27 protein-coding genes and 1 pseudogene are annotated in these 24,142 nt (G+C 37.1%); 14 read left to right on the forward strand and 14 right to left on the reverse strand.

The window, feature by feature from the left end:
- Positions 1 to 8: 8 nt before the first annotated feature.
- The gene (gene recX, locus AC4G3N_RS14310; RefSeq protein ID WP_139892665.1) at positions 9 to 842 is read right to left on the reverse strand and encodes a recombination regulator RecX; all 834 of its coding nucleotides are present in this window, start codon (positions 840 to 842) and stop codon (positions 9 to 11) included.
- 131 nt (positions 843 to 973) lie between these two features.
- Between recX and AC4G3N_RS14315 the strand changes: the two genes are divergently transcribed.
- Positions 974 to 1,102, forward strand: a complete 129-nt coding sequence (locus tag AC4G3N_RS14315; RefSeq protein ID WP_139892666.1) for a YfhE family protein — start codon at positions 974 to 976, stop codon at positions 1,100 to 1,102.
- 86 nt (positions 1,103 to 1,188) lie between these two features.
- A complete protein-coding gene (locus tag AC4G3N_RS14320) occupies positions 1,189 to 1,374 on the forward strand; it encodes a YfhD family protein (protein WP_140462195.1) in 186 nt (61 codons plus the stop codon).
- Between the two features lie 80 nt (positions 1,375 to 1,454).
- Here AC4G3N_RS14320 and AC4G3N_RS14325 read toward each other — a convergent pair whose 3' ends face one another.
- Entirely contained in the window at positions 1,455 to 1,961 is a 507-nt protein-coding gene (locus AC4G3N_RS14325; RefSeq protein WP_139892668.1) for a hypothetical protein, read from the reverse strand.
- Between the two features lie 228 nt (positions 1,962 to 2,189).
- On the opposite strand from AC4G3N_RS14325, the gene AC4G3N_RS14330 reads away from it, so the two are divergent.
- Positions 2,190 to 3,743, forward strand: coding sequence for an ABC-F family ATP-binding cassette domain-containing protein (locus tag AC4G3N_RS14330; protein WP_139892669.1), 1,554 nt, complete (start codon positions 2,190 to 2,192; stop codon positions 3,741 to 3,743).
- A gap of 193 nt (positions 3,744 to 3,936) precedes the next feature.
- Here the strand turns inward: AC4G3N_RS14330 and AC4G3N_RS14335 are convergent, their stop codons facing one another.
- From AC4G3N_RS14335 to AC4G3N_RS14355, 5 genes are all read right to left on the reverse strand, one after another.
- The gene (locus AC4G3N_RS14335) at positions 3,937 to 4,062 is read right to left on the reverse strand and encodes a hypothetical protein (RefSeq protein WP_258188260.1); all 126 of its coding nucleotides are present in this window, start codon (positions 4,060 to 4,062) and stop codon (positions 3,937 to 3,939) included.
- Positions 4,063 to 4,079: 17 nt separating this feature from the next.
- The gene (locus tag AC4G3N_RS14340; RefSeq protein WP_491090401.1) at positions 4,080 to 4,571 is read right to left on the reverse strand and encodes a metallophosphoesterase family protein; all 492 of its coding nucleotides are present in this window, start codon (positions 4,569 to 4,571) and stop codon (positions 4,080 to 4,082) included.
- 185 nt (positions 4,572 to 4,756) lie between these two features.
- A complete protein-coding gene (locus AC4G3N_RS14345) occupies positions 4,757 to 5,896 on the reverse strand; it encodes a zinc-dependent alcohol dehydrogenase (RefSeq protein WP_066107947.1) in 1,140 nt (379 codons plus the stop codon).
- A 106-nt stretch (positions 5,897 to 6,002) separates the two neighbouring features.
- Complete coding sequence (locus AC4G3N_RS14350; protein ID WP_066108539.1) at positions 6,003 to 6,401, reverse strand: ferritin-like domain-containing protein; 399 nt, start codon at positions 6,399 to 6,401, stop codon at positions 6,003 to 6,005.
- Positions 6,402 to 6,962: 561 nt separating this feature from the next.
- On the reverse strand, positions 6,963 to 7,532 hold the full coding sequence (locus AC4G3N_RS14355; RefSeq protein ID WP_225983649.1) for a general stress protein: 570 nt from the start codon (positions 7,530 to 7,532) through the stop codon (positions 6,963 to 6,965).
- A 153-nt stretch (positions 7,533 to 7,685) separates the two neighbouring features.
- Between AC4G3N_RS14355 and AC4G3N_RS14360 the strand changes: the two genes are divergently transcribed.
- Positions 7,686 to 8,003 carry a DUF948 domain-containing protein gene (locus tag AC4G3N_RS14360; protein WP_181162051.1) on the forward strand — a complete coding sequence of 106 codons (318 nt, stop codon included), beginning with the start codon at positions 7,686 to 7,688 and terminating at the stop codon, positions 8,001 to 8,003.
- Positions 8,004 to 8,210: 207 nt separating this feature from the next.
- A complete protein-coding gene (locus AC4G3N_RS14365; protein ID WP_066107959.1) occupies positions 8,211 to 8,576 on the forward strand; it encodes a VOC family protein in 366 nt (121 codons plus the stop codon).
- A 97-nt stretch (positions 8,577 to 8,673) separates the two neighbouring features.
- Here the strand turns inward: AC4G3N_RS14365 and AC4G3N_RS14370 are convergent, their stop codons facing one another.
- Positions 8,674 to 9,303, reverse strand: a complete 630-nt coding sequence (locus AC4G3N_RS14370) for an HAD family hydrolase (RefSeq protein WP_066107961.1) — start codon at positions 9,301 to 9,303, stop codon at positions 8,674 to 8,676.
- A 303-nt stretch (positions 9,304 to 9,606) separates the two neighbouring features.
- On the opposite strand from AC4G3N_RS14370, the gene AC4G3N_RS14375 reads away from it, so the two are divergent.
- The 5 genes from AC4G3N_RS14375 (at position 9,607) to qoxD (ending at position 13,815) form a co-directional block, all read left to right on the forward strand.
- Positions 9,607 to 9,750, forward strand: coding sequence for a BA3454 family stress response protein (locus tag AC4G3N_RS14375; protein ID WP_066107964.1), 144 nt, complete (start codon positions 9,607 to 9,609; stop codon positions 9,748 to 9,750).
- 321 nt (positions 9,751 to 10,071) lie between these two features.
- Positions 10,072 to 10,965: a cytochrome aa3 quinol oxidase subunit II gene (qoxA, locus tag AC4G3N_RS14380; protein ID WP_066107965.1), complete on the forward strand. Its 894-nt coding sequence runs from the start codon at positions 10,072 to 10,074 to the stop codon at positions 10,963 to 10,965.
- 21 nt (positions 10,966 to 10,986) lie between these two features.
- Positions 10,987 to 12,930, forward strand: a complete 1,944-nt coding sequence (gene qoxB / locus AC4G3N_RS14385; protein WP_140462192.1) for a cytochrome aa3 quinol oxidase subunit I — start codon at positions 10,987 to 10,989, stop codon at positions 12,928 to 12,930.
- Entirely contained in the window at positions 12,927 to 13,523 is a 597-nt protein-coding gene (gene qoxC, locus AC4G3N_RS14390; protein ID WP_491090406.1) for a cytochrome aa3 quinol oxidase subunit III, read from the forward strand. The genes qoxB and qoxC overlap by 4 nt, the downstream gene beginning before the upstream one ends.
- Before the next feature lie 4 nt (positions 13,524 to 13,527).
- On the forward strand, positions 13,528 to 13,815 hold the full coding sequence (qoxD, locus tag AC4G3N_RS14395; RefSeq protein WP_066108542.1) for a cytochrome aa3 quinol oxidase subunit IV: 288 nt from the start codon (positions 13,528 to 13,530) through the stop codon (positions 13,813 to 13,815).
- A 574-nt stretch (positions 13,816 to 14,389) separates the two neighbouring features.
- On the opposite strand, the gene AC4G3N_RS14400 is transcribed toward qoxD, so the two are convergent.
- The 3 genes from AC4G3N_RS14400 to AC4G3N_RS14410 are packed head-to-tail and all read right to left on the reverse strand — an operon-like array spanning position 14,390 to position 15,487.
- Entirely contained in the window at positions 14,390 to 14,959 is a 570-nt protein-coding gene (locus tag AC4G3N_RS14400; protein WP_066107973.1) for a manganese catalase family protein, read from the reverse strand.
- A gap of 19 nt (positions 14,960 to 14,978) precedes the next feature.
- The gene (locus tag AC4G3N_RS14405; protein WP_066107978.1) at positions 14,979 to 15,242 is read right to left on the reverse strand and encodes a spore coat protein CotJB; all 264 of its coding nucleotides are present in this window, start codon (positions 15,240 to 15,242) and stop codon (positions 14,979 to 14,981) included.
- The gene (locus tag AC4G3N_RS14410) at positions 15,239 to 15,487 is read right to left on the reverse strand and encodes a spore coat associated protein CotJA (RefSeq protein ID WP_066107980.1); all 249 of its coding nucleotides are present in this window, start codon (positions 15,485 to 15,487) and stop codon (positions 15,239 to 15,241) included. The genes AC4G3N_RS14405 and AC4G3N_RS14410 overlap by 4 nt, the downstream gene beginning before the upstream one ends.
- 159 nt (positions 15,488 to 15,646) lie before the next feature.
- On the opposite strand from AC4G3N_RS14410, the pseudogene AC4G3N_RS14415 reads away from it, so the two are divergent.
- Positions 15,647 to 15,964 (forward strand): annotated as a pseudogene (locus tag AC4G3N_RS14415) (hypothetical protein).
- A 216-nt stretch (positions 15,965 to 16,180) separates the two neighbouring features.
- Positions 16,181 to 17,323, forward strand: coding sequence for a SpoIIE family protein phosphatase (locus AC4G3N_RS14420; protein ID WP_066107983.1), 1,143 nt, complete (start codon positions 16,181 to 16,183; stop codon positions 17,321 to 17,323).
- An 828-nt stretch (positions 17,324 to 18,151) separates the two neighbouring features.
- On the opposite strand, the gene AC4G3N_RS14425 is transcribed toward AC4G3N_RS14420, so the two are convergent.
- From AC4G3N_RS14425 to cls, 3 genes are all read right to left on the reverse strand, one after another.
- The gene (locus AC4G3N_RS14425) at positions 18,152 to 18,994 is read right to left on the reverse strand and encodes a CheR family methyltransferase (RefSeq protein ID WP_257469175.1); all 843 of its coding nucleotides are present in this window, start codon (positions 18,992 to 18,994) and stop codon (positions 18,152 to 18,154) included.
- Between the two features lie 21 nt (positions 18,995 to 19,015).
- On the reverse strand, positions 19,016 to 21,778 hold the full coding sequence (locus AC4G3N_RS14430) for an ATP-binding protein (protein WP_148631071.1): 2,763 nt from the start codon (positions 21,776 to 21,778) through the stop codon (positions 19,016 to 19,018).
- A 159-nt stretch (positions 21,779 to 21,937) separates the two neighbouring features.
- Complete coding sequence (gene cls, locus AC4G3N_RS14435; protein WP_066107992.1) at positions 21,938 to 23,392, reverse strand: cardiolipin synthase; 1,455 nt, start codon at positions 23,390 to 23,392, stop codon at positions 21,938 to 21,940.
- Between the two features lie 281 nt (positions 23,393 to 23,673).
- Between cls and AC4G3N_RS14440 the strand changes: the two genes are divergently transcribed.
- Positions 23,674 to 23,907: a hypothetical protein gene (locus AC4G3N_RS14440; protein WP_066107998.1), complete on the forward strand. Its 234-nt coding sequence runs from the start codon at positions 23,674 to 23,676 to the stop codon at positions 23,905 to 23,907.
- Between the two features lie 63 nt (positions 23,908 to 23,970).
- Positions 23,971 to 24,138, forward strand: a complete 168-nt coding sequence (locus tag AC4G3N_RS14445; RefSeq protein WP_175354307.1) for a hypothetical protein — start codon at positions 23,971 to 23,973, stop codon at positions 24,136 to 24,138.
- The last annotated feature ends 4 nt before the right edge of the window (positions 24,139 to 24,142 follow it).

Genomic DNA, 24,142 nt, shown 5'->3' on the forward strand with positions numbered 1-24,142 from the left:
TACCCCTCTCAGTACAATTCAAAATCTCCGTTATCAATTCGCTCTTTGCCCAGTTCTACAAAACGAGAAATTAAGTCCATATCAAAACCTTTTCTAAATAGAGCTGTTTTCATTTTTTGACTATACGAATAGTCATCCAGTTGAGCATACTTTCTGTGAAATTTAGTCGCTGTTTTTACAAGACTTTCCCATTCAGCATTCTTATCATCAACCGCTAACTCTTCAGTCACCAATTTGGCCAGGCTCATTGAAAAACCCTTCCGTACAAGAAATTGGATTGTTTTCTGTTTTGCTTCTTTCATGGAACCCTTACTTTTTTTTAATGTCTTACTGGCCCATTCTTCAGCATTTTCTCTTTGCAAATCATTCGTATACTGACTTAATGCAGTCTGCTGATCCTTTTCTGAGATTCCCTTATTGAGCAGCTCTGTCCGGATGACATCAGGTCCTTTTTTACTGACATTCATTTGGGTTCGTACAAATGCATTCGCATATTCCTCATCGTCAACATATCTATACTCACGCAGTTTATGAATTACTTCATCAATAACCGCCTGTTCCCATTCCTTTTCACTCAAATAGGAAATAACCTCATGCTCTGAACGAATACGATAAGATAGATAATTGACAGCAGACTGAAATGCTTTTTGGATATGGTCACGGTACTGAATTTCCATAATGGATAATTCATCGACTTCCATCCCCTTCGATAGCCGCATGCGGACAAGTAAGTCATCATCCACACTAAATGCGTATCTTTCAGGCTGTCCTTCTTCTGTTATGTATATATTAAAACGATTTTTATTCTTTTTTTGTTGTTCAATTTTTGAGATAAGTGGCATCGTTAGCTCGCCTCCTCTTTTAATGTAGCATATATCCTTATCTTAGTCCTTTCTTTGATTTTAGAAAATGAATTAAAACATTTAATTATGGAAATTATAGGAATGACACTACTTTGAAAAGGAGAATGTTCATGGATAAGAAAAAGCGAGATCAAATGAAAAATCGCCTGACCTCTACTCAAGAAGTTCGTTACAAAAGGGAATTTAAAGCAGCAGATCGAGCGGCTGGGTTTACAGGATCTAAAGGAATTCGTCCATAAACTAACCTTTTATTTACCAGAATAATGGCTTGGATTTTGTTGCAATCTAATCAGGAAGATATTCTTCATTTGGGAGGTAATCAAAAATGGGCAGATATAACCATAACTTACTTCACGGCAGAAACAGGATGGCAAGTGGAAACACCACGCCGCCTTCCATAAAATCTGACGGATTAGATGTAGAATTTTCTGAGGCATTAGCTGATCATGATGATCTCGTTGCACAAGCCAGATCAAAAGCAGCTGATGCACGCGCTAAATCCAGGAAATAAACTGATTCGCTTGGGAATTTTCACTCCCAAGCGAATCAAAAAAACAACCGATTAAACAATCGACTGGGTGCCTGCGTTTATTAACCATTTACTTCAGCAGCTAAATTAGGCGCGATAAGATCCTCTGCTTTAAAAATATCGTTAACTTTTTCACTTCCAGCATTAAAGTGCTCATTTGCTTTATCCATATTGGGTTCAGCTGTACCGGACAATTGAATTCCTTTTTCTCTATATGAATCAGAAATAGTCTTTATAGCCTTTTCAAAATCCTTGCTATATTTTTCTAAACTATCAGGAACTTTCACATCTTCCAAAGCATCCACAACAGAATTTGCTGAAGCAGCAGCTTTTTGTTTATCTTCCTCTGTTAAGACAGAAGGATTCTCTGCTCCCTCATAGGTATTTAAATCACGATCACTTCCATTAATCACATTCACTATGGAAAGATAGAAATCTAATAAGTCACTTTTTACATCCGCTGATTCTTTAGTGCCCACTTCCTCTTTTGTCTCTTCTTTTGATGAACAACCCATGACGATAACAAGCATCAAGGCCATAATACTGCATAACCACAATCCCTTTTTCATACTCTCTTACCCTCTTTTCGCTATTTTCGAATTATTCTAATTGTTGCATTAAACATCATACAACTTATGTGAGCATTCGTAAATACTGACCCTTCTAAGTATGAACCCATTAATTTTACAATTACTGTTAATCAATTGATTATCTATGCTTTTATCGTGAAATATTGTACTATTAAATGCGTATAGACCCATTAATTACAAACAATTAAGAGGCAGGAGTATAGATAAATGATATTATCCGTTAAAGATTTAAGCCATGGCTTTGGTGACCGAGCCATTTTTAACAAAGTTTCCTTCCGCTTATTAAAAGGCGAACATATTGGCCTTGTCGGAGCAAATGGGGAAGGAAAGTCTACATTTATGAATATTGTAACCGGACAGCTGGAGCCTGATGAGGGGAAAGTTGAATGGTCTAAGAAAGTTCGTACTGGTTACCTTGACCAGCATGCTGTTCTTGAAAAAGGTATGACCATACGCGATGTACTGAAAACAGCATTTCAGTATCTTTTTGATATGGAAAATGAAATGAACGAAATTTTTGCTAAGATGGGGGAAGCTTCTCCTGAGGAATTAGAAGTCTTACTTGAGGAATCAGGTGTACTGCAGGACGTCCTCACTAACAACGACTTTTATGTCATTGATGCAAAGGTTGAGGAAATAGCAAGAGGATTGGGCCTCGATGAAATTGGGCTTGAGCGCGATGTTCAGGACTTAAGCGGTGGCCAGCGTACAAAAGTCCTTCTCGCAAAATTATTACTTGAAAAACCCGATATATTACTTTTAGATGAGCCGACCAACTATCTTGACGAGCAGCATATCGAGTGGCTCAAACGTTATCTTCAAAATTATGAAAATGCCTTTATTTTAATTTCACATGATATTCCATTCTTAAACAGTGTTATCAATCTTGTTTATCATATGGAGAACCAGGAATTGACCCGTTATGTTGGAAATTATGATGATTTTATGAAAGTGTATGAGGTGAAAAAGCAACAGCTTGAAGCCGCCTATAAAAGACAGCAACAAGAGATTGCCGGCCTCAAGGATTTCGTTGCACGTAATAAAGCTCGTGTATCTACTCGAAACATGGCCATGTCCCGTCAGAAAAAGCTTGAAAAAATGGATATCATTGAACTGGCGAAAGAAAAACCGAAACCAGAATTCCATTTCCGCGAAGCACGTACATCCGGTAAACTTATATTCGAAACAAAGGATCTTGTCATTGGGTATAATGAGCCTCTATCCAGACCATTAAATTTACGTATGGAGCGTGGACAAAAAATTGCTTTCGTCGGTGCCAATGGGATTGGAAAAACTACCTTGCTCAGAAGTATTCTCGGTGAAATTAAACCAATCTCTGGCCAGGTTGAGCTTGGCGAACATTTGTATATGGGATATTTTGAACAAGAAGTAAAACAAACATCCAATAATACCTGTATCGAAGAAATTTGGCAGGAGTTCCCTTCCTATAATCAGGCAGAAATTCGTGCTGCTCTGGCGAAGTGCGGCCTTACTACCAAGCATATTGAAAGTAAAGTTGAAGTACTTAGCGGTGGAGAAAAAGCGAAGGTTCGTTTATGTAAACTAATCAATCGTGAAAACAATTTACTTGTTCTCGATGAACCAACCAACCACCTTGATGTGGATGCTAAAGAAGAATTAAAACGCGCATTAAAGGCCTTTAAGGGAAGTATTCTACTGATCAGCCATGAACCTGACTTCTATCAGGACATAGCTACAGATGTTTGGAACTGTGAATCTTGGACAACTAAAGTATTTTAATGTAACGACGCTATACCTTAAACACCCGTTAGCTTTGGATATTTACATCCTGGTTAACGGGTTTTTTATTTACTTTATACTCTTTACCCCCTGCCTTAGCCTTGGCATAGGCAAGGAATTAGTCGGAAATAATTCCAGTAACCTAGGATATAGAAATGGAGTTGTTTAATAATCTCAGATTAGCAATTAAGAGTTATTGTTTTAATTGATTGCCATGAAAAATTTTAAGAATAAAATCACGATCCGGGACCTGAAGCCGTTCATATGAAGCTAAATATTTTGTATTATCATAGGTAGCATCTTCGTTAGAGATAACCACCTTGTCTCCCGCTATATCTAGGCAGTAGGCTTTGAATTGCAACCTAAAGAGCCTGGATTTAGAAAGACAGTACGTTCACTTCTGAAGAAATGAAGTGGATGATGATGACCAAAACAGATTAACTTTTCTTCCCATCCTTTAAATAAAGTCCTTATATTCTTAAGACTTGGTTCAACAATTCTGCTAAAAGGGTCTTGGCTTATATGGTCATTTAGCTTCGTTGGCTCAATCTGATAATGAATAAACAAAATTGAATTCCCTTCGACAGTTAAATTGATTGCCCTAGGCAACCCTTCCAACTTCCGGATGAATTGCTTATCCATCCTCTCTGCTATCCATTGATGATGCTCTTTTACATGGGAGTGGCTTTGTGGATGTTCCTCTCCTTTTAGAAGTGCTAAAACCGCTTCATCATGGTTTCCCGTAATCATGGATACATCATTTCTTGTAAATAGAATATCCAAAACGTCATTGGTATCGGTCCGATTCCAATCATATCTCCCAGACAATAGATATGTTCAATATCCCTCCTTCAATCAAGCTTAGATAGTACCGCTTTTAAGGCAGGCTCATTCCCGTGAATATCAGCAATCACTCCAATTTTCATGTCAGTCTCCCTTTTTATGTAAAATTATACCTTAAAATAAAACAAAGCATTCTATTACTGCTGGAGGAATGCTTTGTTTTATCTTAGTTATGGTTTTAATATAACCTTCGTACAATTATCTTCATGTTCATTAAATAACGAATACCCTTTCGCTGCGTCCAGAAGTGGTAACTTATGAGTTACAATTTCAGTAGGGTCGAGCTTTCCTTCTTCAATCATTTTATATAATCGAGGCATATAATGAACAACAGGAGCTTGTCCCATCTTCATCGTAATATTGCGTGAAAAAAATTTCTCTAGCGGGAACATATTATAAACAGATCCGTAAACACCGGTAAGCTGCAAAGTACCAAATTTCCTTATCGCCTTCGTGGCAATTTGAATAGCACTTAACGTTCCTCCCTGCAATTTTAGTTTTTGCTCAATTTTTTCAATAGCTGATTTCTTACCATCCATTCCAACACAATCGATGACCACATCAGCTCCACCCTGTGTAATTTCTTTTATATAGCTCCCTGTATCATCATAATTATTAAGATTAATCGTCTCTACTTTATTCATTTTCTCAGCTTGTTTTAATCGATAATCCAAGTGATCAACAGCTATAACCCTTTTAGCACCAGCCATATAAGCAAATTTTTGTGTCATTAAACCAATTGGGCCACAGCCAAGTACGACCACAGTATCATCCGGTTTTACCCCCGCATGCTCCACACTCCAAAGAGCTGTAGGCAAAACATCAGACATAAATAATAATGACTCATCCTCTAATTCACAGGATTCCGGTATGACAAACGGCATATAGTTCGCAAATGGAACCTTTAAATATTCTGCTTGTCCGCCGGGATGATTCCCATATCGCTCTGTATATCCAAAATATCCGCCTGTATCCTGATGTGGATTGGATTCGGTATGATCACATTGACTTTCCATCTCATGCTGACAGTAATAGCATTGCCCGCAGGATACGTTGAAAGGGATAACTACCCGGTCGCCTTTTTTGACTTTTGTCACCTCAGGACCGACTTCTTCTACGATTCCCATTGGTTCATGTCCAATTATATATCCTTCTCTAATCGGCATATTCCCTTGATAGATATGAAGATCAGAACCACATATGGCCGTAGAAGTAATTCTGACGATTATATCATCATTCTTTTCAAGCTTCGGATCTTCAACCTCTTTAACCTCAATTTTTTTGGCCCCTTGGTATGTGACTGCTTTCATATTTCATCCTCCCATTCAGTTTAGTACAGTTACCTTATTCCCGAATAGGAGGACTCTTATGCAGGACATTTTTAAATTATGTGTTCTAATTCCAATTTAGCCCTTTTCATTTATTCTTCATATAATAATAAAGAAACCATACTGCATGCTGTTGTTCATCCTTAGCTGCACGATTAAACAACTTCTTTGCCGCTAAATTAATGGTTCCGTCTGCAACTGAAAGATAAAAATCCACGGTACGCTGCTCATCTTTTAAAGCCGCTTCAAGCCCCCGTAAATAATCATCCTCACAAGGTTCTGTCTGTTTTGGCTTTGGATCTCTCCCTGTTATGCCTGTATATAGTAGTACCAGTTGTTTAAAATGTTTAATCTCATCCTCTCTGATTTCCAATATTCGCTGCCGTTCATCTTCTGTTGGTGCTAGTCGGGCTAATTTTTCATAACACTGTATAGCACTGTACTCTCCATTAATAGCCCTTTGGGTTTGTTTCACTAAATCATTCATCGATTGTTGTCTCAATTATGTAACCTCCCCATTTTTCCTTATGACCTATCCTATGCGTGTTTCCTTTGAACAATTTCTACCTAAGTAAGATAACCTACAGGTTTTTTATCATTTTTATTTGGGTATATGAGAAATAGCGGTTAAACAAGTATCGTGGTTATCTTCGGACGTCGTTCTGTAAAAAACATATTTGACAAACGAAATTATAAAGTATATACTTAGAAGATATAATTTTAAAGTAGTGACTTACACATAGATATGTAAATAAATATGGCATTCTGCAATTTATGTTTTTCGGAACACTTATTCACACTGGAACGGCTTCGGAGCCGTAAGGATATAAGAGAGGTAGGGCTTATATCGTCTAAGTAAAAACGTCCAAGTGGAATAGATAACCGCGGCAATTTACATCACACACATAAACGAATACTAATAAATGAGAAGTTGTTACTTACATTTCAAAATTATTTTAAAACGAATCAGGCAGATGCTTGGTTCGTTTTTCAATGCATAAAAAGAAAGAAGCCATCAAGGAATCGATGACTTCCACTTATAGATATATTATTTATAACTATCTTTTCCTCTTAAATTGGGATCTCCACCCGTGGCTGGATTTATTGTTACTTTCACTTCGCGCTGCGCTCCCACTAATGGATCATCAGATCTTTCATACGTATCGCGAGCTGCATATTTCTTTTGTGATTCGGAGTCGACTAATATAAGAATCTTCCCCTTTTCTACATCAGTAGCATATTTATCAGCTGTATCTTTAGGAATACCCAATCCAACCAGCGCACCGGTCAATCCACCAGCTCCAGCGCCTGCTGCAATTCCTCCCAATGTTGTAGCAATCGGCCCTGCTGCAACAATTGGCCCAATACCAGGGATTATCAGTGCACCGACACCTGCCAATAATCCTGTTAATCCTCCTAAGATTCCACCTGTAGTTGCCCCAGCTGCAAGACCACTGTCAACATTTGTATTAGTCTTAGATGTGATTTTATCTGCCTTTTCTTTGTCCTTCACTACTACGGAAATATCTTCTTTTTGATACCCTTGCTTCTGTAATCTTTCCACTTCCCGTACAGCATCCTGACCATTATCATAAACACCAATTACTTTTTTATCCATTCCCATCATCCCCTCTCTAAAAGTTAATATATGGGTTCAATACCCGCTTAAGCACTTATTAATCCTTTTTCTTTCTAAGTCATTAGTTACTAAACGCTCAATAATGGGTAAGATATAGTTATGATAAGGGAATATTTCAAAGGAGGACTGTGCATGATCATCGTTTGGATTAGTTTAGCTATTATCGTTGGATCAATTGTATATCTCGGTATATATGCTTTTCGAACGTTCAAAGAATCAACACCTACAATTAATGAGATACAAGCAACTGTTACGCGAATACAACAACAAACGGATAGCATTAAACATGAAACAGATCGTTTAACAGGAAAGCAACAAGCAATCATGAGTGATGTTGAATATAAAAAAAGCGCCATTAATTATCCAATCAATCAGGCAAAGGGAATTCTCCCTTCTGCAAAAAAATTATGGAAAAGTACACCTGTGGCAAAACTAATCTCAAATAAATAAAAAAGCTCATATTAGATTGACCATGAAACGCATTTGAATTCCATCCGAATTTCAATGCGTTTTTTAATATTTTTAGATTAGGAAGGCAAGACCTATAAAACATGAAGTAAAGCTTATCAGAAACGATAATGACTCCGAATTTCCAAGCTCGTAATTGAAGATATAAAATGAAAGGTGAAAAGTTTATTGCAAAAGGGGGACGATTTTATGATTTTGGGATTACACCATGCTCAGATTACCATTCCAAAAGGATATGAAACAGAAGGGAAACATTTTTATTGTAGGATTCTCGGTCTGGTTGAAAAAGAAAAGCCTGCTTCACTAAGGGGACGTGGGGGATTTTGGGTATCGGTTGGAGATCAGGATGTACATGTAGGTACGGAAGATGGAATTGACCGGTTAAAAACAAAAGCTCATTTAGCCTATATAGTCGAGGATTTATCATACTGGAAAACGGTTTTAGAAGAACAAAATATTCAATTAATAAAGGGTTTACCCATACCAGGATTTGAACGATTTGAATTTAGAGACCCATTTGGAAACAGGATTGAAATGATTCAAGAATTATTATGAGTTTAAATATACGAAAAGCTTAAAGTTTCTTAAGCTTTTCGTATCGAATGTATACTGCAAATTGTATTGTAATAAACTGCCCTTTATTTATATATGTTTAGTTGAATATCTCTAATAAATCTTTCAAACAATAAATATGGTAATCCGCATCCTCCAGTTCACCATCCTCAGCATATCCAAAGTGACAAGCTATAGCTGGTACATGATGCGCTTTTGCCGCCTCAATGTCAGACGAACGATCTCCTATCATAAAAGCATCAGATTTATTTAAATGTTGAAAGTGCGCTAACAAAATATCCTTTTTCTTACGGCCGCCGACCCTTTCAATACACAGAGGCTCATAAAATAAATCTTTAATTTGCTGTGAATTTAGTATTTCATTTAAATATGCAGTTGAACAATTACTTGCTGTTGATAAAATATGCCCTCTTCTTTTTAGTTCAGTTAACACTTCTCTGGCATAGGGAAGCAGTACATTTTCAGTTTTTAAGCTTTCCAGTAATTCTTTCTCTGAACGCTCAGAAATCATTCTTACTTCCTGTTCGGTGGCATCAGGTGTTAAAAGCTCCCAAAACTCTTTATGAGGTAAACCAAACGCAGATTGAATCTTTTTAGGATTAGGGACCTTTAGGTGTGGATAATTCTTGATTTCCGCATGAATAATAGGTATACTTAATCTCGTTGTCTCAACTAATGTACCATCGAGATCAAATAACAATACAGACAAAAAAATCCCTCCAATTTTTTTATTTTTATTTTTATTTATAAACAAAAAACATATGGAATTATTGCCAATTTTATTATATAATTCCTTTAACCTCTCAATTTATTCCAATTGCCAATTGCTAAGTTTATATTTTTCAAAAAACGGGAATAGTACATTCATCCTCTCAACAACATACCGTCCATTAGAAAAACATCACTTCACTTTTACTCTAAAACCTTGGAAAACCAATTTTAGATGAACAAAAATGATGCATTTAATGCGTCTATTAACTATTGATTAAACGAACAAAAGGAGTAGATTTATATGGTAAATGTTACAGTATTAATAGATTTCATGGGGAAAAACTATCAAACAAATGTCCTTGCACCAAGAGACACTGATGAATCAGAAATCAGACAGTTAGCCTATGAACAAGTCCGTAAGCAATGGACACCGGAAACTAAATAATTGACTCAATTATCCGAGCTACCGATTCCCGATTGGTAGCTTATTTTTTTGTTCTTTTTATATTTACCCATTTATTCTTTATCGGAATCAGCATTCACTTAAACACTCCAAGGCCAAAACCTACCTTTTAACCCTCTCTTTCCCATCACTATATCAAAAAAATATAATATTCTATATAACTTCTATTTCATATCAAAAATTCATATAAAAACTTATTAAAAACGAGGGTTATCAGTTGAATTTTCATTATTTTAAATTTTATCATAATAGTATAATACTTTATTTATATAATATAAATAATTTTCAAGAAAGGAGACTATCATGAAGAAGAAATGGACTTTATTCAGTATGTCTTTTGCTGCTATATTCGCACTGGCAGGTTGTAACCCTTTAATGGTACTGAATCCAAAAGGGCCACAAGCAAAAATTCAATCCGATACGATTATTTTTTCTATGATCGTGATGGCTTTTATTTTAGTGGTTGTTTACGCTCTTTTTATCTATATGATTGTGAAATATCGAGCATCTAAACAGCCCGTAGACTATGTACCGCCATATGAAAAAGGAAATAAGTGGCTTGAAATTATATGGACTGCCATCCCTATCATTATAGTAGTCGTACTTTCAGTTGTTACGGTCATCACCACTTTTCAGGTGGAAAGTACACCAGCTGGATATGAAGACGAAGAGCCTTTAGTGATTTATGCATCTTCTTCCAACTGGAAATGGCATTTCAGCTATCCCGAAGAAGGAATCGAAACAGTCAATTATGTCAACATTCCAACAGATCGGGAGATTGAATTCCGTTTATATTCTTTTGGACCAATCACTAGCTTTTGGGTTCCCCAGCTGGCAGGTCAAAAATACGCAATGAGCGATATGGTAACTACATTACGAATCGTTGCAGACGAACCAGGTTCCTATTTTGGAAGAAACGCCAACTTTAGTGGAGAAGGCTTTGCACAAATGGAGTTCGAAACATTAGCCATGTCTCCAGAAGAATTTGATAGCTGGGTAGATGAGGTCCAAAAAACTGCCGAACCTTTAACTGAGAAGGAATTTAACAAACTGCTTGATATGGAAGTAATGGGCAGAGCCACTTACTCTTCCACACACCTTGATTTCAGTCCGGCTCCTGTATGGCCATTCCATGAAAGCAATGATGATGCTACAGATGGAACAGATACAGAAACGAACGAACATAATCATGAATAAATCAGGAAAGGGGATTAGACCATGAAATGGGATGAATTCTTTGTTACAGGCGATCCGCTTATCTATGGTGCTATGGTTAGCATTGTTGTTGCCATGTTGGCAATCATTATCTATCTGACCTATACCAAAAGATATGGATGGCTGTGGCGTGAATGGTTAACTACAGTAGACCACAAACGTATTGGGATCATGTATATCCTTGCTGCGTTCCTTATGTTATTTCGCGGTGGCGTTGACGCATTAATGCTGCGTTTGCAGCTTGCAACTCCAAATATGACATTCCTGGAGTCACAGCATTACAATGAAGTTTTCTCTACTCACGGAGTTATTATGATTCTTTTTATGGCTATGCCATTTGTATTGGGAGTCATGAATATCGTTGTTCCTTTACAAATTGGAGCTCGTGACGTTGCCTTTCCGGCACTCAACGCTATCAGCTTTTGGTTATTCTTTGTCGGAGCTATGCTTTACAATCTATCGTTTGTTATTGGCGGATCTCCAGATGCAGGTTGGAGTGCCTACTTCCCTTTGGCAAGTAATGAATTCAGTCCGACTGTCGGACACAATTATTATGCAATTGCTCTTCAATTATCCGGTCTTGGTACATTGATGACGGGCATTAATTTTATCGTAACCATTATCAAAATGAGAGCTCCGGGTATGTCTATTTGGAAAATGCCAATGTTCACTTGGTCTGCATTAATCACATGTATCATTATTTTGTTTGCGTTCCCGACATTTACTGTGTCACTTGCACAAATGATGTTTGACCGACTTTTTGGAACACAATTTTTCTCAACCACCAATGGCGGTATGGATATGCTTTGGGCAAACAACTTTTGGATTTGGGGACATCCTGAAGTATACATTGTTATATTGCCAGCTTTCGGTATTTTCAGCGATGTCATTTCTACTTTCGCACGTAAAAATCTATACGGCTATAAATCAATGGTCTACAGTATGATTGCCATCTCATTGCTATCATTCCTTGTATGGACCCATCACTTCTATACAATGGGCCACAATGCAACGGTTAATAGCATATTTGCGATTGCTACGATGGCTATTTCTGTACCAACCGGTATTAAGATTTTCAACTGGCTGTTTACTCTACGAAAAGGGAAAATTGTATTCCCTACAGCCATGCTATTCTCGCTGGCCTTTATACCGATTTTTACAATCGGTGGTGTAACGGGCGTTATGCTCGCAATGTCAAGTGCGGATTACCAGTACCATAATACAATGTTCCTAGTCGCCCATTTCCATTATGTATTAATTCCGGGTACTGTCTTTGGAATGGTTGCAGGTACTTATTATTGGTTCCCGAAAGTTTTCGGTTTCCGCTTAAATGAAAAAATCGGAAAAATTAGTTTTTGGCTGATTGCGATATTCTTTAATGTAACATTCCTGCCTCTATTCTATTTAGGTCTGGATGGTATGGCGCGCCGGATGTATACCTATTCTGAAGCGACAGGCTATGGCCCACTGAATCTCACTGCAAGTATTGGAGCCGTAGGGTTAGCAATCGGCTTTGGATTAATTATCTATAATATCATCTATAGTGCATTCAAAAGTCCTCGTGACAAACATGCGGATCCATGGGATGCACGTACATTGGAATGGTCAATTCCAAGTCCGGCACCATTCTATAATTTTGCGGTTATGCCAAACGTTAAGGACGTCGACCCTTTATGGTATTCCAAAATTAATAATGAACCGCTTTACGAAGATGAAATAAAGCCTATTCACATGCCAAGCAATACAGGAAAACCAGCCATTATGGGTATATTCTTCTTTCTCTCTGGTTTTTGCCTAGTATTCAGTTGGTGGATTCCAGCTATTATATTTGGGATTGGTGTATTTATCACAATGGCTGCTAAATCCTTTGAACGAGATCCTGGCTATTATGTTTCTGTAGAGGAAATAGAAGGAACTGAAAAAGTACTGCGAGGTGAAAAACTATGAAGATAGACTCTTCCCTTCCACTGGAATACAGTACAGAACAAAATCAATTAAGAATCTTTGGTTTCTGGTTATTCCTTGGAGCTGAGATTGCATTGTTTTCTATGTTATTCGCAACCTATTATACCCTCTTTAATGGTACGGGCGATGGTCCTACAGCAAAAGAAATTTTTGAAATTAAAGGCGTCATTATTGAAACGATTGTCCTTTTAACAAGTAGCTTTACTTGCGGGCTAGCTATTCATAGTATGAGACTTAATTTGAAAAAACCGATGATTACATTTTTTATTATTACCATGCTGCTTGGTCTTGTCTTCCTAGGTGTAGAGATTTTTGAATTTATGACCTATATCGAAGAAGGCGCAACCATGCAAACAAGCGGATTTTTATCAAGCTTATTCATGCTGCTCGGTACGCATGGAGCCCACGTAACATTCGGGTTATTCTGGGGATTATGTATACTAATTCAAGTCATACGAGAAGGATTTACGGCAGAAATAGCCAATAAATCTTTTATCTATTCCCTATACTGGCATTTCCTTGACGTAATCTGGATTCTCATCTTTAGCTTCGTTTATTTGAAGGAGTTGATATAGGATGATAAAACAACTATTTCCACTTAAACATGTTTTGGGTTATGTCATATCATTAATTCTAACCATCATTGCGCTATCCGTAGCCTTTTATGATATTTCCTTTACGGCCGGAATGGTGATCCTATCCATAACCGCCATTATTCAAACAGCTGTACAACTCTTTTTATTCATGCATGTTAATGAATCTAAAGAAAAGAGAACAATCTATCTAAACATTATCTATGCTCTATTCGTCGCACACGCAGTCATCTTCGGAACCATCCTAACCATGATCTGGGGCCACGCCCACTAAAAAGCTGAAGGGCCTTGGTCAGGAGTGAGGAGCATAAGACAGAGGCTCGTAGGGGACGTTCCTCCCCCGCAGAGGCTATGCTTATGTCCCGAACTCCTAGGCCCTGAAGCTAGATTGATTAAAAAGGCTGAGACGACTGGTCAGGCCCGACAAGCATAAGGAAAGGCACGCAGGGAGGCGCCCTAACCTCCCGCAGTGGCTATCCTTATGACTCGAGGGACTAGGAGTTAAAGCTGGATTAACTAAAAGGCTGAAGGGCTCGATTAATGAACGAAGACTAAAATCGCCACGTCATGTGGCAACGTCTTCATGACCAACATCCTGTTGGCCCGTGAGGAGCATAAGACAGGGGCACGTAGGGAGGCGCTTTTTCCTCCCGAAGTGGTCATGCTTATGTCCTGAGCTTCTAGCCGTTGAAGCTGGATTGACTAAAAGGCTGAGGCGACTGTATTAAGGAACAAAGACTAAAGACGCCACGTCGTGTGGCAACGTCTTTGTGACCAACATCCTGTTGGCCTCAAGAAAAACCTGTGTTGTACAGCCAACACAGGTTTTTTTATTATTGATAAATCGTTTAAAATATCTTCTTCTTTTCCCTATCATCTGTAATAATTTGTACTGCCTCACGGAATCGCTGAGAATGAACGATTTCTCTTTCTCTTAAAAATCGTAAGCCATCATTTAAATCTGGATCATCTGACATATTGATAATCCATTGGTAGGTAGCCCTTGCTTTTTCCTCAGCGGCAATATCTTCATATAAATCTGCGATAGGATCTCCCTTTGTCTGAATGTATGCAGTTGTAAATGGTACACCTGCTGCATTATGGTAAAAAAGAGCAGAATCATGATCAACATAGTGGTCTGCCAAACCAGCGTCTCTCATCTGCTCTGGAGTAGCATCTTTTGTGAGTTTATATATCATCGTGGCAATCATTTCCAAATGCGCGAATTCTTCTGTGCCTATGTCATTTAGCAAGCCTACCACTTTATCAGGAATGGTATATCGTTGATTCAGGTATCTAAGAGCGGCTGCTAACTCTCCATCTGCCCCTCCATACTGTTCAATTAAATATTTGGCTAAAGTCGGGTTACAGGTACTGACTCTAACAGGGTATTGCAATTTCTTTTCATAAAACCACATTCTTTAATCACCTCATCTTTTATATTTGCCAAGGCCACGGAGTAGTTCCCCAACTCCAATTGGCATCTGTATAACTATTACCAAATTGTTGAAGTGGGCCGAATTTCTTTTCGAACTGCTGTTTAAGCTGCCTGCTCTGATGAGAGAATTCGTTAAATTGCTGCATGGCTTCTAAATCATTGGGATGAGTATCTAAATAAAGGGTTAGCTCCACTAAAGCAAAGTCGATTGCCTGAATTTCCTCTAATAGCTGATAATATTCATCAGGTAATTGGGGCTTCACTGAGAATCCCTCCTTTTATGTTCATAGGGGTTTTCATAAAAGTCATAAAATACAGGCCAGAGTGTGCCCTTGAATAATGCCTCCTTTGGTGAAAATTGAGGCAAATTAGGCGGTTGAAATCCGAGAAATAGATTAGGAGGAGTAGAATAATACTTCTTACCAATTGGTCTGCACGGATCAAATCGACTGTGAAAAGGTGTATAAGATTTCATGTGCGATTTTTCAGGCCGATTTTGCTCAGTCATAGCTACACCATCCTTTTTAAAATTCATTTTCCTTTCAGGCTATGAGCATACAAACTGATTTAGTACATTTAATTGTTTAACAGAGTTTTCAGTATCCAAAAAAATCAACAATCTAATTCTTTCAAATAATATTTCAGAATATCAGGTAGTGGGTAAAAAATGGAGGTTTCCAAAAAGAGCAGAACTACAGAATTTTTTCTTGGTTTACTTGATGGTATTTTGGGGATTTTCGCAGCTGGTATAGCATTATTTGTTGGGGTTTAGATTCTGTACAACCATCAATCTTGGATGGTTAACCGTTCTATTCTTGCGATCATTGGATTAGTTGTTGTCAAAAGCAACCCTAAAATAGGAGGCTCCTTTATGCTTATTGCGGCTATTGGTGGATTTATTTGCACTTCGGCTTTCTATATACTTCCGGGAATCCTTTTACTGATAGCAGGATTAATGGATTTATTGAAAAAAACAAAAAATTAACACCGGTGACATAATTATTTTTGAATAGAATCCTATCCATTGGCGATAAGTCCTTTTTTCTATTCATTCTTTAATTGCAGACTTTAATTTATCATTTTTAATAGTGTAATAACCTAACCATTTACCCCCTAGTTTCAACTATTTGTATTTTAAGTAAAAGTGACATACCATAATTAATATAAGATTTAGTATTTTAGAAGATGGGTGAAAGAAAGTATGTCAATACTTGTGGTAGATGATAATAAAGTGAATTTATTTGTAATTGAGACCATCTTAAAGCAGGCAGGATACAGGTCTATTAAGCTGGCTAAATCAGCAAATGAAATGATTCATATTTTAGAAGAAGATTTAAGTAAAAATCACGGCAGAAGCTCCTTTAATTTAATTCTTTTGGATATTATGATGCCAGAAATTGATGGAATCGAAGCCTGCAGGCGAATCACTGCAACGGAGGAATATAAAGATATACCTGTTATTTTTGTGACCGCATTAGGTGATACCCATAAACTCGCGGAAGCACTGGATGCCGGTGGATCAGATTATCTAATGAAGCCTATTAATAAGGTAGAGCTATTGGCTCGGATACGTGCTGCTCTCCGTTTAAAAGAGGAGAAAGATTGGCATAAAAATCAGGATGAAAAAATAAGCTATGAGCTTGATCTCGCTACAAAGGTGCAGAGAAGCTTGTTAAGTGAGCCCATATTAAATAATCAAATCAAAATAACGAGGTCCTATAAGCCATCCTCTAATCTCGCAGGTGATATGTATTATTGGCAGCAGATTGATCAGGATCGCTATGCCATATTTATGTTTGATATGATGGGGCATGGCATACCTGCATCATTAGTATGTATGTATATCTCCTCTATCCTTCGTGAAGCGGTACGGAATGTGGTTGATCCTGAAAAAGTCATTCTCGAATTGAATCGCTGTATGACTTTACTGGAGGAAAAAACAAAGTTAACATCCTACTACTTAACAGGTATTTATTTATTGGTAGATACGAAATCAAAGACGATTGAATATGTCAATGCCGGCCATCCACCGGGCTACCTTTATATCGATGGGAAAGACTTAATTGAAATGGGACAGCGAAATACAGCAATTGGATTTTTCGAGGAAATGCATATAAATAAAATAACTATTCCTTATACTGATAGTTTTCAGGCTTTAATATATACTGACGGTGTGGCGGAGGCTATTGATAATGATGAAACTAAAGCCTTGGCACATTTGCGAGAAATAGGAAAGTATCAATGGTCAGAAAAAGAAGCAGTGGCTCCTTTAAATGTTATCCTTCCTGAGGAGAAACAGGCAAATCAGCATGATGATATGTGTGTCATCCTTGTAAGGGGATAAAAATCAACTTTTCTAAAAAGATAAAGAACAGATTCTAATGGAGTCTGTTCTTTATCTTTTTGTTTGATATAAGCATTCTCATCTGACAAAAGATCAAAATGTCCTCTTTTTGGATTGATGACAAGACCATATACAGGAATTGTTATTGCTTAATTGATGATTACGGACAACATCAACCTTTTTACACACTTGTTTTTAAATCACCAAGCTTTGAAGCCAACTATTAATGTCAATCGATAAATATATCAAGTGCTTCATCCGAAAATACCCCGTAAGAGAGAGGTAAAGAGTAGTAAATAAGCAGATATAGTATTTAGGGGAGATTAATATGTTAATGGTAAATAAAAATATAAAGGGCAAAGATTATAAGCAATAAATAGATTTACTCTCATTGATAATTTGGTAACCGACATTGAAGAACATATAATCGAAAAAAGAATACAAAAAGAATGAGAAATCACAAGACTTTCTGAAGATACAGCATACGTTTTTTTTTAAAATGAATAATGCTACAAGACAATTTTTGAAAGAACGTTGTAATTCCCTTTTTGATTGGATTGGTCCTGAGCTACCAGAAGACTTTATGTTTTACCATAATGATAAATGTATATTAGCTGTATGCTCCCACGAAGAATACTTTACGGTGGAAAAAACCGTTTGGAAAAGTTTCTTATCGAACTAAAGGCAATAGCAGAAGATCACGGCTGTCAAAATAAAAGGATTTTTATATGCTGCTATATAGATAAAAAGGGGACCTTAAACCCGACTGACACTAAAAAACCTGTGTCAGAACAGTTTGAAGATCTCCTTTTCCTTTTATAAATCCTATTATGAATATAATTTTTTCCTATAAAGCCGCTGATTAATATCTAGTTCCATATACGTATCAGCCAACTCCATGATCTTTAGGGATTCTTTGTTACCAAGCCCCAAAAAGCCGCCAGGACTTAAACTTTCATCAAATAGTTGGAATACTTTCGCCTGCAATTCCAATGTGAAGTATATGATGACATTTCTGCAAATAATCACATGGAATTCATTAAATGATCCATCCGTCACTAAATTATGCTGGGCAAAAACTATATTTCTTGATAGGGATGGACGAAAATATGCATATTGCATATCGGTCTTATAATATTTAGAAAAAGCATCCAATCCGCCAGCCTGCAAATAATTCTTCGTATAAGATTGCATTCTTTTTAGGGGAAATGCCCCTTGGCGAGCTTTTTCAATAACTTTTTCATTCATATCCGTCGCATAAATCTTTGTTTTATCAGCCAATCCCTCTTCTTCCAACAGGATTGCCATCGAATATACTTCCTCACCGGTCGAACATCCCGCATGCCATATCCGTATTTCTGGGAGGTCCTTCAATCTAGGAACAATCTTCTTGCGAAAAGCATAAAAGAAATCTGGATCTCTAAACATGTCTGTAACATTAATCGAAAAGTCACTCAGAAGATTATTTACATACCCTTCTTCATGAATCACTCGTACTAGAAGCTCGGAAACAGTTGTCAGGTGATCCTTATTCAGTCGATTTTTTATGCGGCGAGCAATTGATGAACGCATATAACCACGGAAATCGTACCCTGTCATCCGGTAGATTGCCTCTAGCAATAAATCAATTTCTAAATTCTCGCGTTCTTCTATAGATGATGGATAACCCAACACTATGCAGCTCCCTTCTTCCTATTTCGTTAACCAAACAGACATCACTGAATATAGCTGTTCTAAATTGATTGGTTTGCTGATATAGTCTGTTGCACCAGCTTCCAAACATTTTTCTCGATCTCCCTTCATTGCTTTAGCTGTTAATGCAATGATAGGAATCGATGTAAATTCAGGATTTGCACGTATATGTCTCATCGTATCATAACCGTCGAGTTCAGGCATCATAATGTCCATAAGAATCATATCTAAATCATCTTGCTCCTTAATGATTTCAAGACATTCGATTCCATTTTGGGCAACAATGATTTGAACACCTTTACTTTCCAGGGCTTTTTGTAGAGCAAATATATTACGATGGTCATCATCCGTGATTAATACCTTTTTCCCATTAAAGACATCCAAAATTAATAATTCTTCTTCCTCAGGATCTATTACTTCTTTTTGAACAGCAATTTGCTCCATTACATCATTTGCAATTGGCAAATGAATAATGTCATCGTTCACTTTACTGTTCTTATTAGTCATTCCATCCGGCAGATTCGGCAAGTACACAGTAAATGTACTTCCCTTGCCCTCTTCACTTTCTAGAGTTACATATCCGCCAAGTAACTTTGTAAATTCTCGGCAAATCGATAATCCTAATCCAGTTCCGCCATACTTACGGGCTGTTGCTCCATCTGCTTGCTGGAAGGCCTCAAAAATAATTTGTTGTTTATCATCTGCAATACCAGGACCTGTATCGGTTACAACAATTTTCATCCAGAAGTCGGTTTCCGTAATACCATCAAGAAGTTCTTTCTCTCGAGTATTTCTCACTTTTTCCATCTTCATAGTAACCGAACCTTTTTCCGTAAACTTCACAGCGTTGGATAATAAATTCTTTAGTATTTGTTGCATTCTTTGTTCATCCGTATAAAAAATGGAAGGCAGGTCATCTTCTTTTCCAATAACCAGTTCCAGACCTTTTTGTTCTGCCTGAGGAGAAAAGACTCGTTCTAAGCTCTCAATAACCTCACAAACATTGGTTTCATTAAAGAAGACTTCCAGCTTACCAGCCTCAATTTTAGATAAATCCAAAATATCATTAATGAGTGCCATTAAATCATTACCTGATGTATGGATCACTTTTGCAAATTCTCTTTCATCCTCTGTATATTCACCAGGCTCTTTATCGACCAGCATTTCAGATAATATTAAAATACTATTCAGAGGCGTTCTCAATTCATGAGACATATTCGCAAGAAACTCAGATTTGTATTTTGAACTTTGAAGGAGCTGTTCATTTTTAACCTCAAGCTCCTCTTTAGAAATCTCAAGTTCCCTCGATTTCTGCTCTGCTTCCTGATTGCGTTCTTCTAATTGTTCATTAATCATACGTAATTCTTCTGATTGCATCTGAAGTTCTTCAGATTGTGTTTGTAATTCTTCTGCCTGAACCTGTAATTCTTCTGTCATCGCCTGTGATTCATTTAGTAATTGTTCCACTTCCATCCGGCTCAGTACACTCTTAATAGCCATACCAAGATTATCAAGCATATGATTAATCGTTTTTAATTCTAAATCAGTAAAGCCTTTAATACTTGCAAATTCCAAAACAGCAATAACTTTATTCTCGTATAATACTGGAGCAATGACAATAGATTTCGGTTTAATTTCTCCAAGCCCTGTTGTAATAAGTTTATAATCTCCCGGAACATCATCAAGTAATACAACTTCTTTATTAGCAACCGCCTGGCCGATTACGCCTTCTCCAAAACTAAATCCATCACGTCCTCCGTCACCATAAGAGGCAGCCTTATAAAAATGGTCATCCTCAGTTTCACTTTTTAAATAAAAAGCACCCAGTTCTGCTCCCATGATTGGAGTAATTTTATTAATGAATTCATCTGCAAGCTGTCCAACTTTAAAGATACCCTGATACATCTCCGCAACTTCGGCAACTTGTGTTTGCACCCAGCTTTGATTCTCAATTTCCCGAGTATATTCTTTTTCGTTTCTACTAAATGTCTCCAATGAAGCTGACATCCTATTAAAAGCAGATGCAATTCGGCCAATTTCATCCTCTACTTTTACTTCAATCCTCGGCATAGTCGTGGTATCACTTAGGTCGACATTAGTGATCACCTTTGTAATTCTATTTAATTCCCGCGAAGAGGTCATGATTACCCAATAAGCCAAAAATAACGTTAGAACAATTGTAACAATTAGAGAACTGATAATAATCGTCTGCATTTGTTCATATTTACCGTCGGCACGCACCAGTGCGTCATCCATAAGGTTTTCTTGAAAATCAACGAAGTTTGCAATGACAGCAAGTACATTATCACTTGCTTTATCTTTTTCTGCCCTTACGACATCATAGTTTGATACCCCTTTTTGCATATCAGTGATTAATTGTGTTTCTAGCTTTGTATAGTTCTCATATGATGCACGGAACTCCGCCAACAAGGCCTCGCCTTTTTCCGTATTAGCAATGCTTTCTAATTTTCTAAAACGGTCTTCGATATATATATGATTTTGATCTATTGTTTCAGAGGCTGCGCTCAATTCTTCTTTACTTGGAGTACGCGAATCCTGTCCCAATAAATTAAGAGTACGCTCCGATTCCGCAAAATTTCTTTGAATATCATTAATATAACTAACCTTTTGGTAGCGATCATCCACTATTTCAAGTAAATCTTCTCTAGAGCTGCTCAATCTACCGTCAATTATGACCATCAATATAATTATAATCACTAGTATTGAGCCAAAACCCACTAAATTTTTTTGCTTAAATGTCATGTGTGTACCCCTCCCCCTATTCCAAACTCTCTACTATCTATTAATAAGGAGTATGATTAGAATGTTTTAAAAAACATACCAATATTATACTGCATTACCATAACAAAAAGACACTAACTCGCCCTAGTGTCTTTAAAAACAGTACATATTTACTTCTATTCATAAAACTGGAGACAATAATCTGGATAAAGACTCTTTAAACCGAATTAAAAGGGAACGATTATTATAAATTTCTGATGTAAGTTCATGGCTCTGTTTTAAATCATCTGCAAATGTATCCCTTAGGCGAACAGCTGTGTCTGCATGATATATAATTGCATTCACTTCAAAATTCAATCGAAAACTGCGTACATCTATATTGGCTGTTCCAACAGTTGCCAATCGATCATCTATCACCATAGTTTTCGCATGCAAGAACCCATTCTCATATAAAAACACCTTTGCACCAGCCTTTAATAATTCTCCAACGTATGAATAAGTGGCCCAATAAACAAATAAATGATCTGGTTTATTTGGTATCATTACTCTGACGTCCACCCCTGACATGGATGCAATCCTGATGGCGTCCAACAAACTGTCATCCGGTATAAAATAAGGCGTCTGCAGATATATATACTCTTTTGCATCCAAAATCATACGTATATAGCTTTTTTTAATTTGTTCCCTCTCAGAATCAGGCCCAGAGGTAACAATTTGAAGCCCAACCCCTTTTTCGTTGTGTTGCTTGCTATATTTAAAGTAATCTTCCGTCCATTCCATTTTATCTCCTGAAGCCTGAGCCCAATCGAGCATAAAACGAGACTGTAAATCATTCACAGCGTCTCCGATGATCCGTAAATGGGTATCTCTCCAATAACCAAACTTCGGATCAAGTCCTAAATACTCTTCACCTACATTGAATCCACCAAGATATCCTACTTTCCTGTCAATGATGACAAGCTTCCGATGGTTTCGGAAGTTGATTCTGAGATTAATAAGCGGTAATTTCCCAGGAAAGAACGCTTCTGCATTTCCGCCAGCTTCTCTTAATTTCTTTATTCGCTTTTTAGAGATTCTCCTGGAACCGGCGTCGTCATAAATCAGCCGTATCTCTACACCTTCTTTAGCCTTTTCAATCAACGCATCCAGAAGCCTGTTTCCATATGTATCGTTTTGGATAATGTAATATAAAACATGAATATGTTTTTTGGCACTAGCAATATCCTGAAATAAGGCATTGAATTTTTCCTTGCCATCTGTGAAAATTTCAACTTCATTATCATTGGTATATACAGCATGGTCTGTTTTCATATTCATTAAAATTAAATCCTTATACCTCTGTGTAATAGAAGTATTAAATGGTTCTTCCATATTTTTCATGTGCTCTTTTTGTTCAGCGATACGCTGCTCTAAGTAATCATAGCCCCGTTTATCCCATGTGAATATTTTCCTTTTACTTAAATTCTGCCCTAGAACAATATACAGAATAAAGCCTCCAATTGGAAAAAAGCTCAAAACCATTAACCACGCCCATGAAGCGCTGACATTACGCCTTTCTAAAAAGGTTATAGTAATAGCAAATATCAAATTGATTGCTATTAAAAATTGCCATACATAGCTATCAGTTATTCCCATTCATCTACAACTCCAACCGAAACATTATCTAACCTAATATAAATATTATAACGATAAAGTATTAAAAAACCTACTGAACTATATCATTTATCAAAAGGCAACCTAATTTTGAAGGTTGCCTTTCGCTTCTGAATATTTATCCAATAATATGCCAATAATCTGAGGTTATTATTCAGTTAATGGCATTAAATAACAACCTTGACTACTCCATAAAATTGTATGAATAAAAGAAGTTTAGGGAACTTATAGAATGAATACACAAAAAGAAGGGAATGTTCCTATTGCCCAGAAACAGTGATCAAATCCACGTTAACCCAGAACCAAATCCAGATGGCAGACAGGAATCCATCATAAATGATTCTAAAGCTACTAAAATGGGAGTTGTCACCGGCAGCCTGCAGCCCGGATTTAACCAAAGTCAAAACCCTTACCATGTGAGCAATAAAGATGAAACACCAGAATCAATGGAAGAATTCGAAAAATTAACCAAGGGTAGAAAGTTGGATGAGTTCTAATCTTGATGTTATGGCTTATTGGGGATATTATAAAGGAAATCCATTTAAGGAGTTCATTATAATATGTCTAAAAAAGTAAGTCTTCAAGAAGCGATTAAACAAAAACTTGCTTCTAAGCAACAATCAAATCAAGCCGGCAGCCATGTAAACGGACCTGTCAAAAAAACAAAAGAATTGCAAAGCCAACTGACAAAGAAACCAAACAACCAACGTAAACGTACAGGTGTATAACGAC

The organism is Bacillus sp. z50, assembly GCF_058313585.1.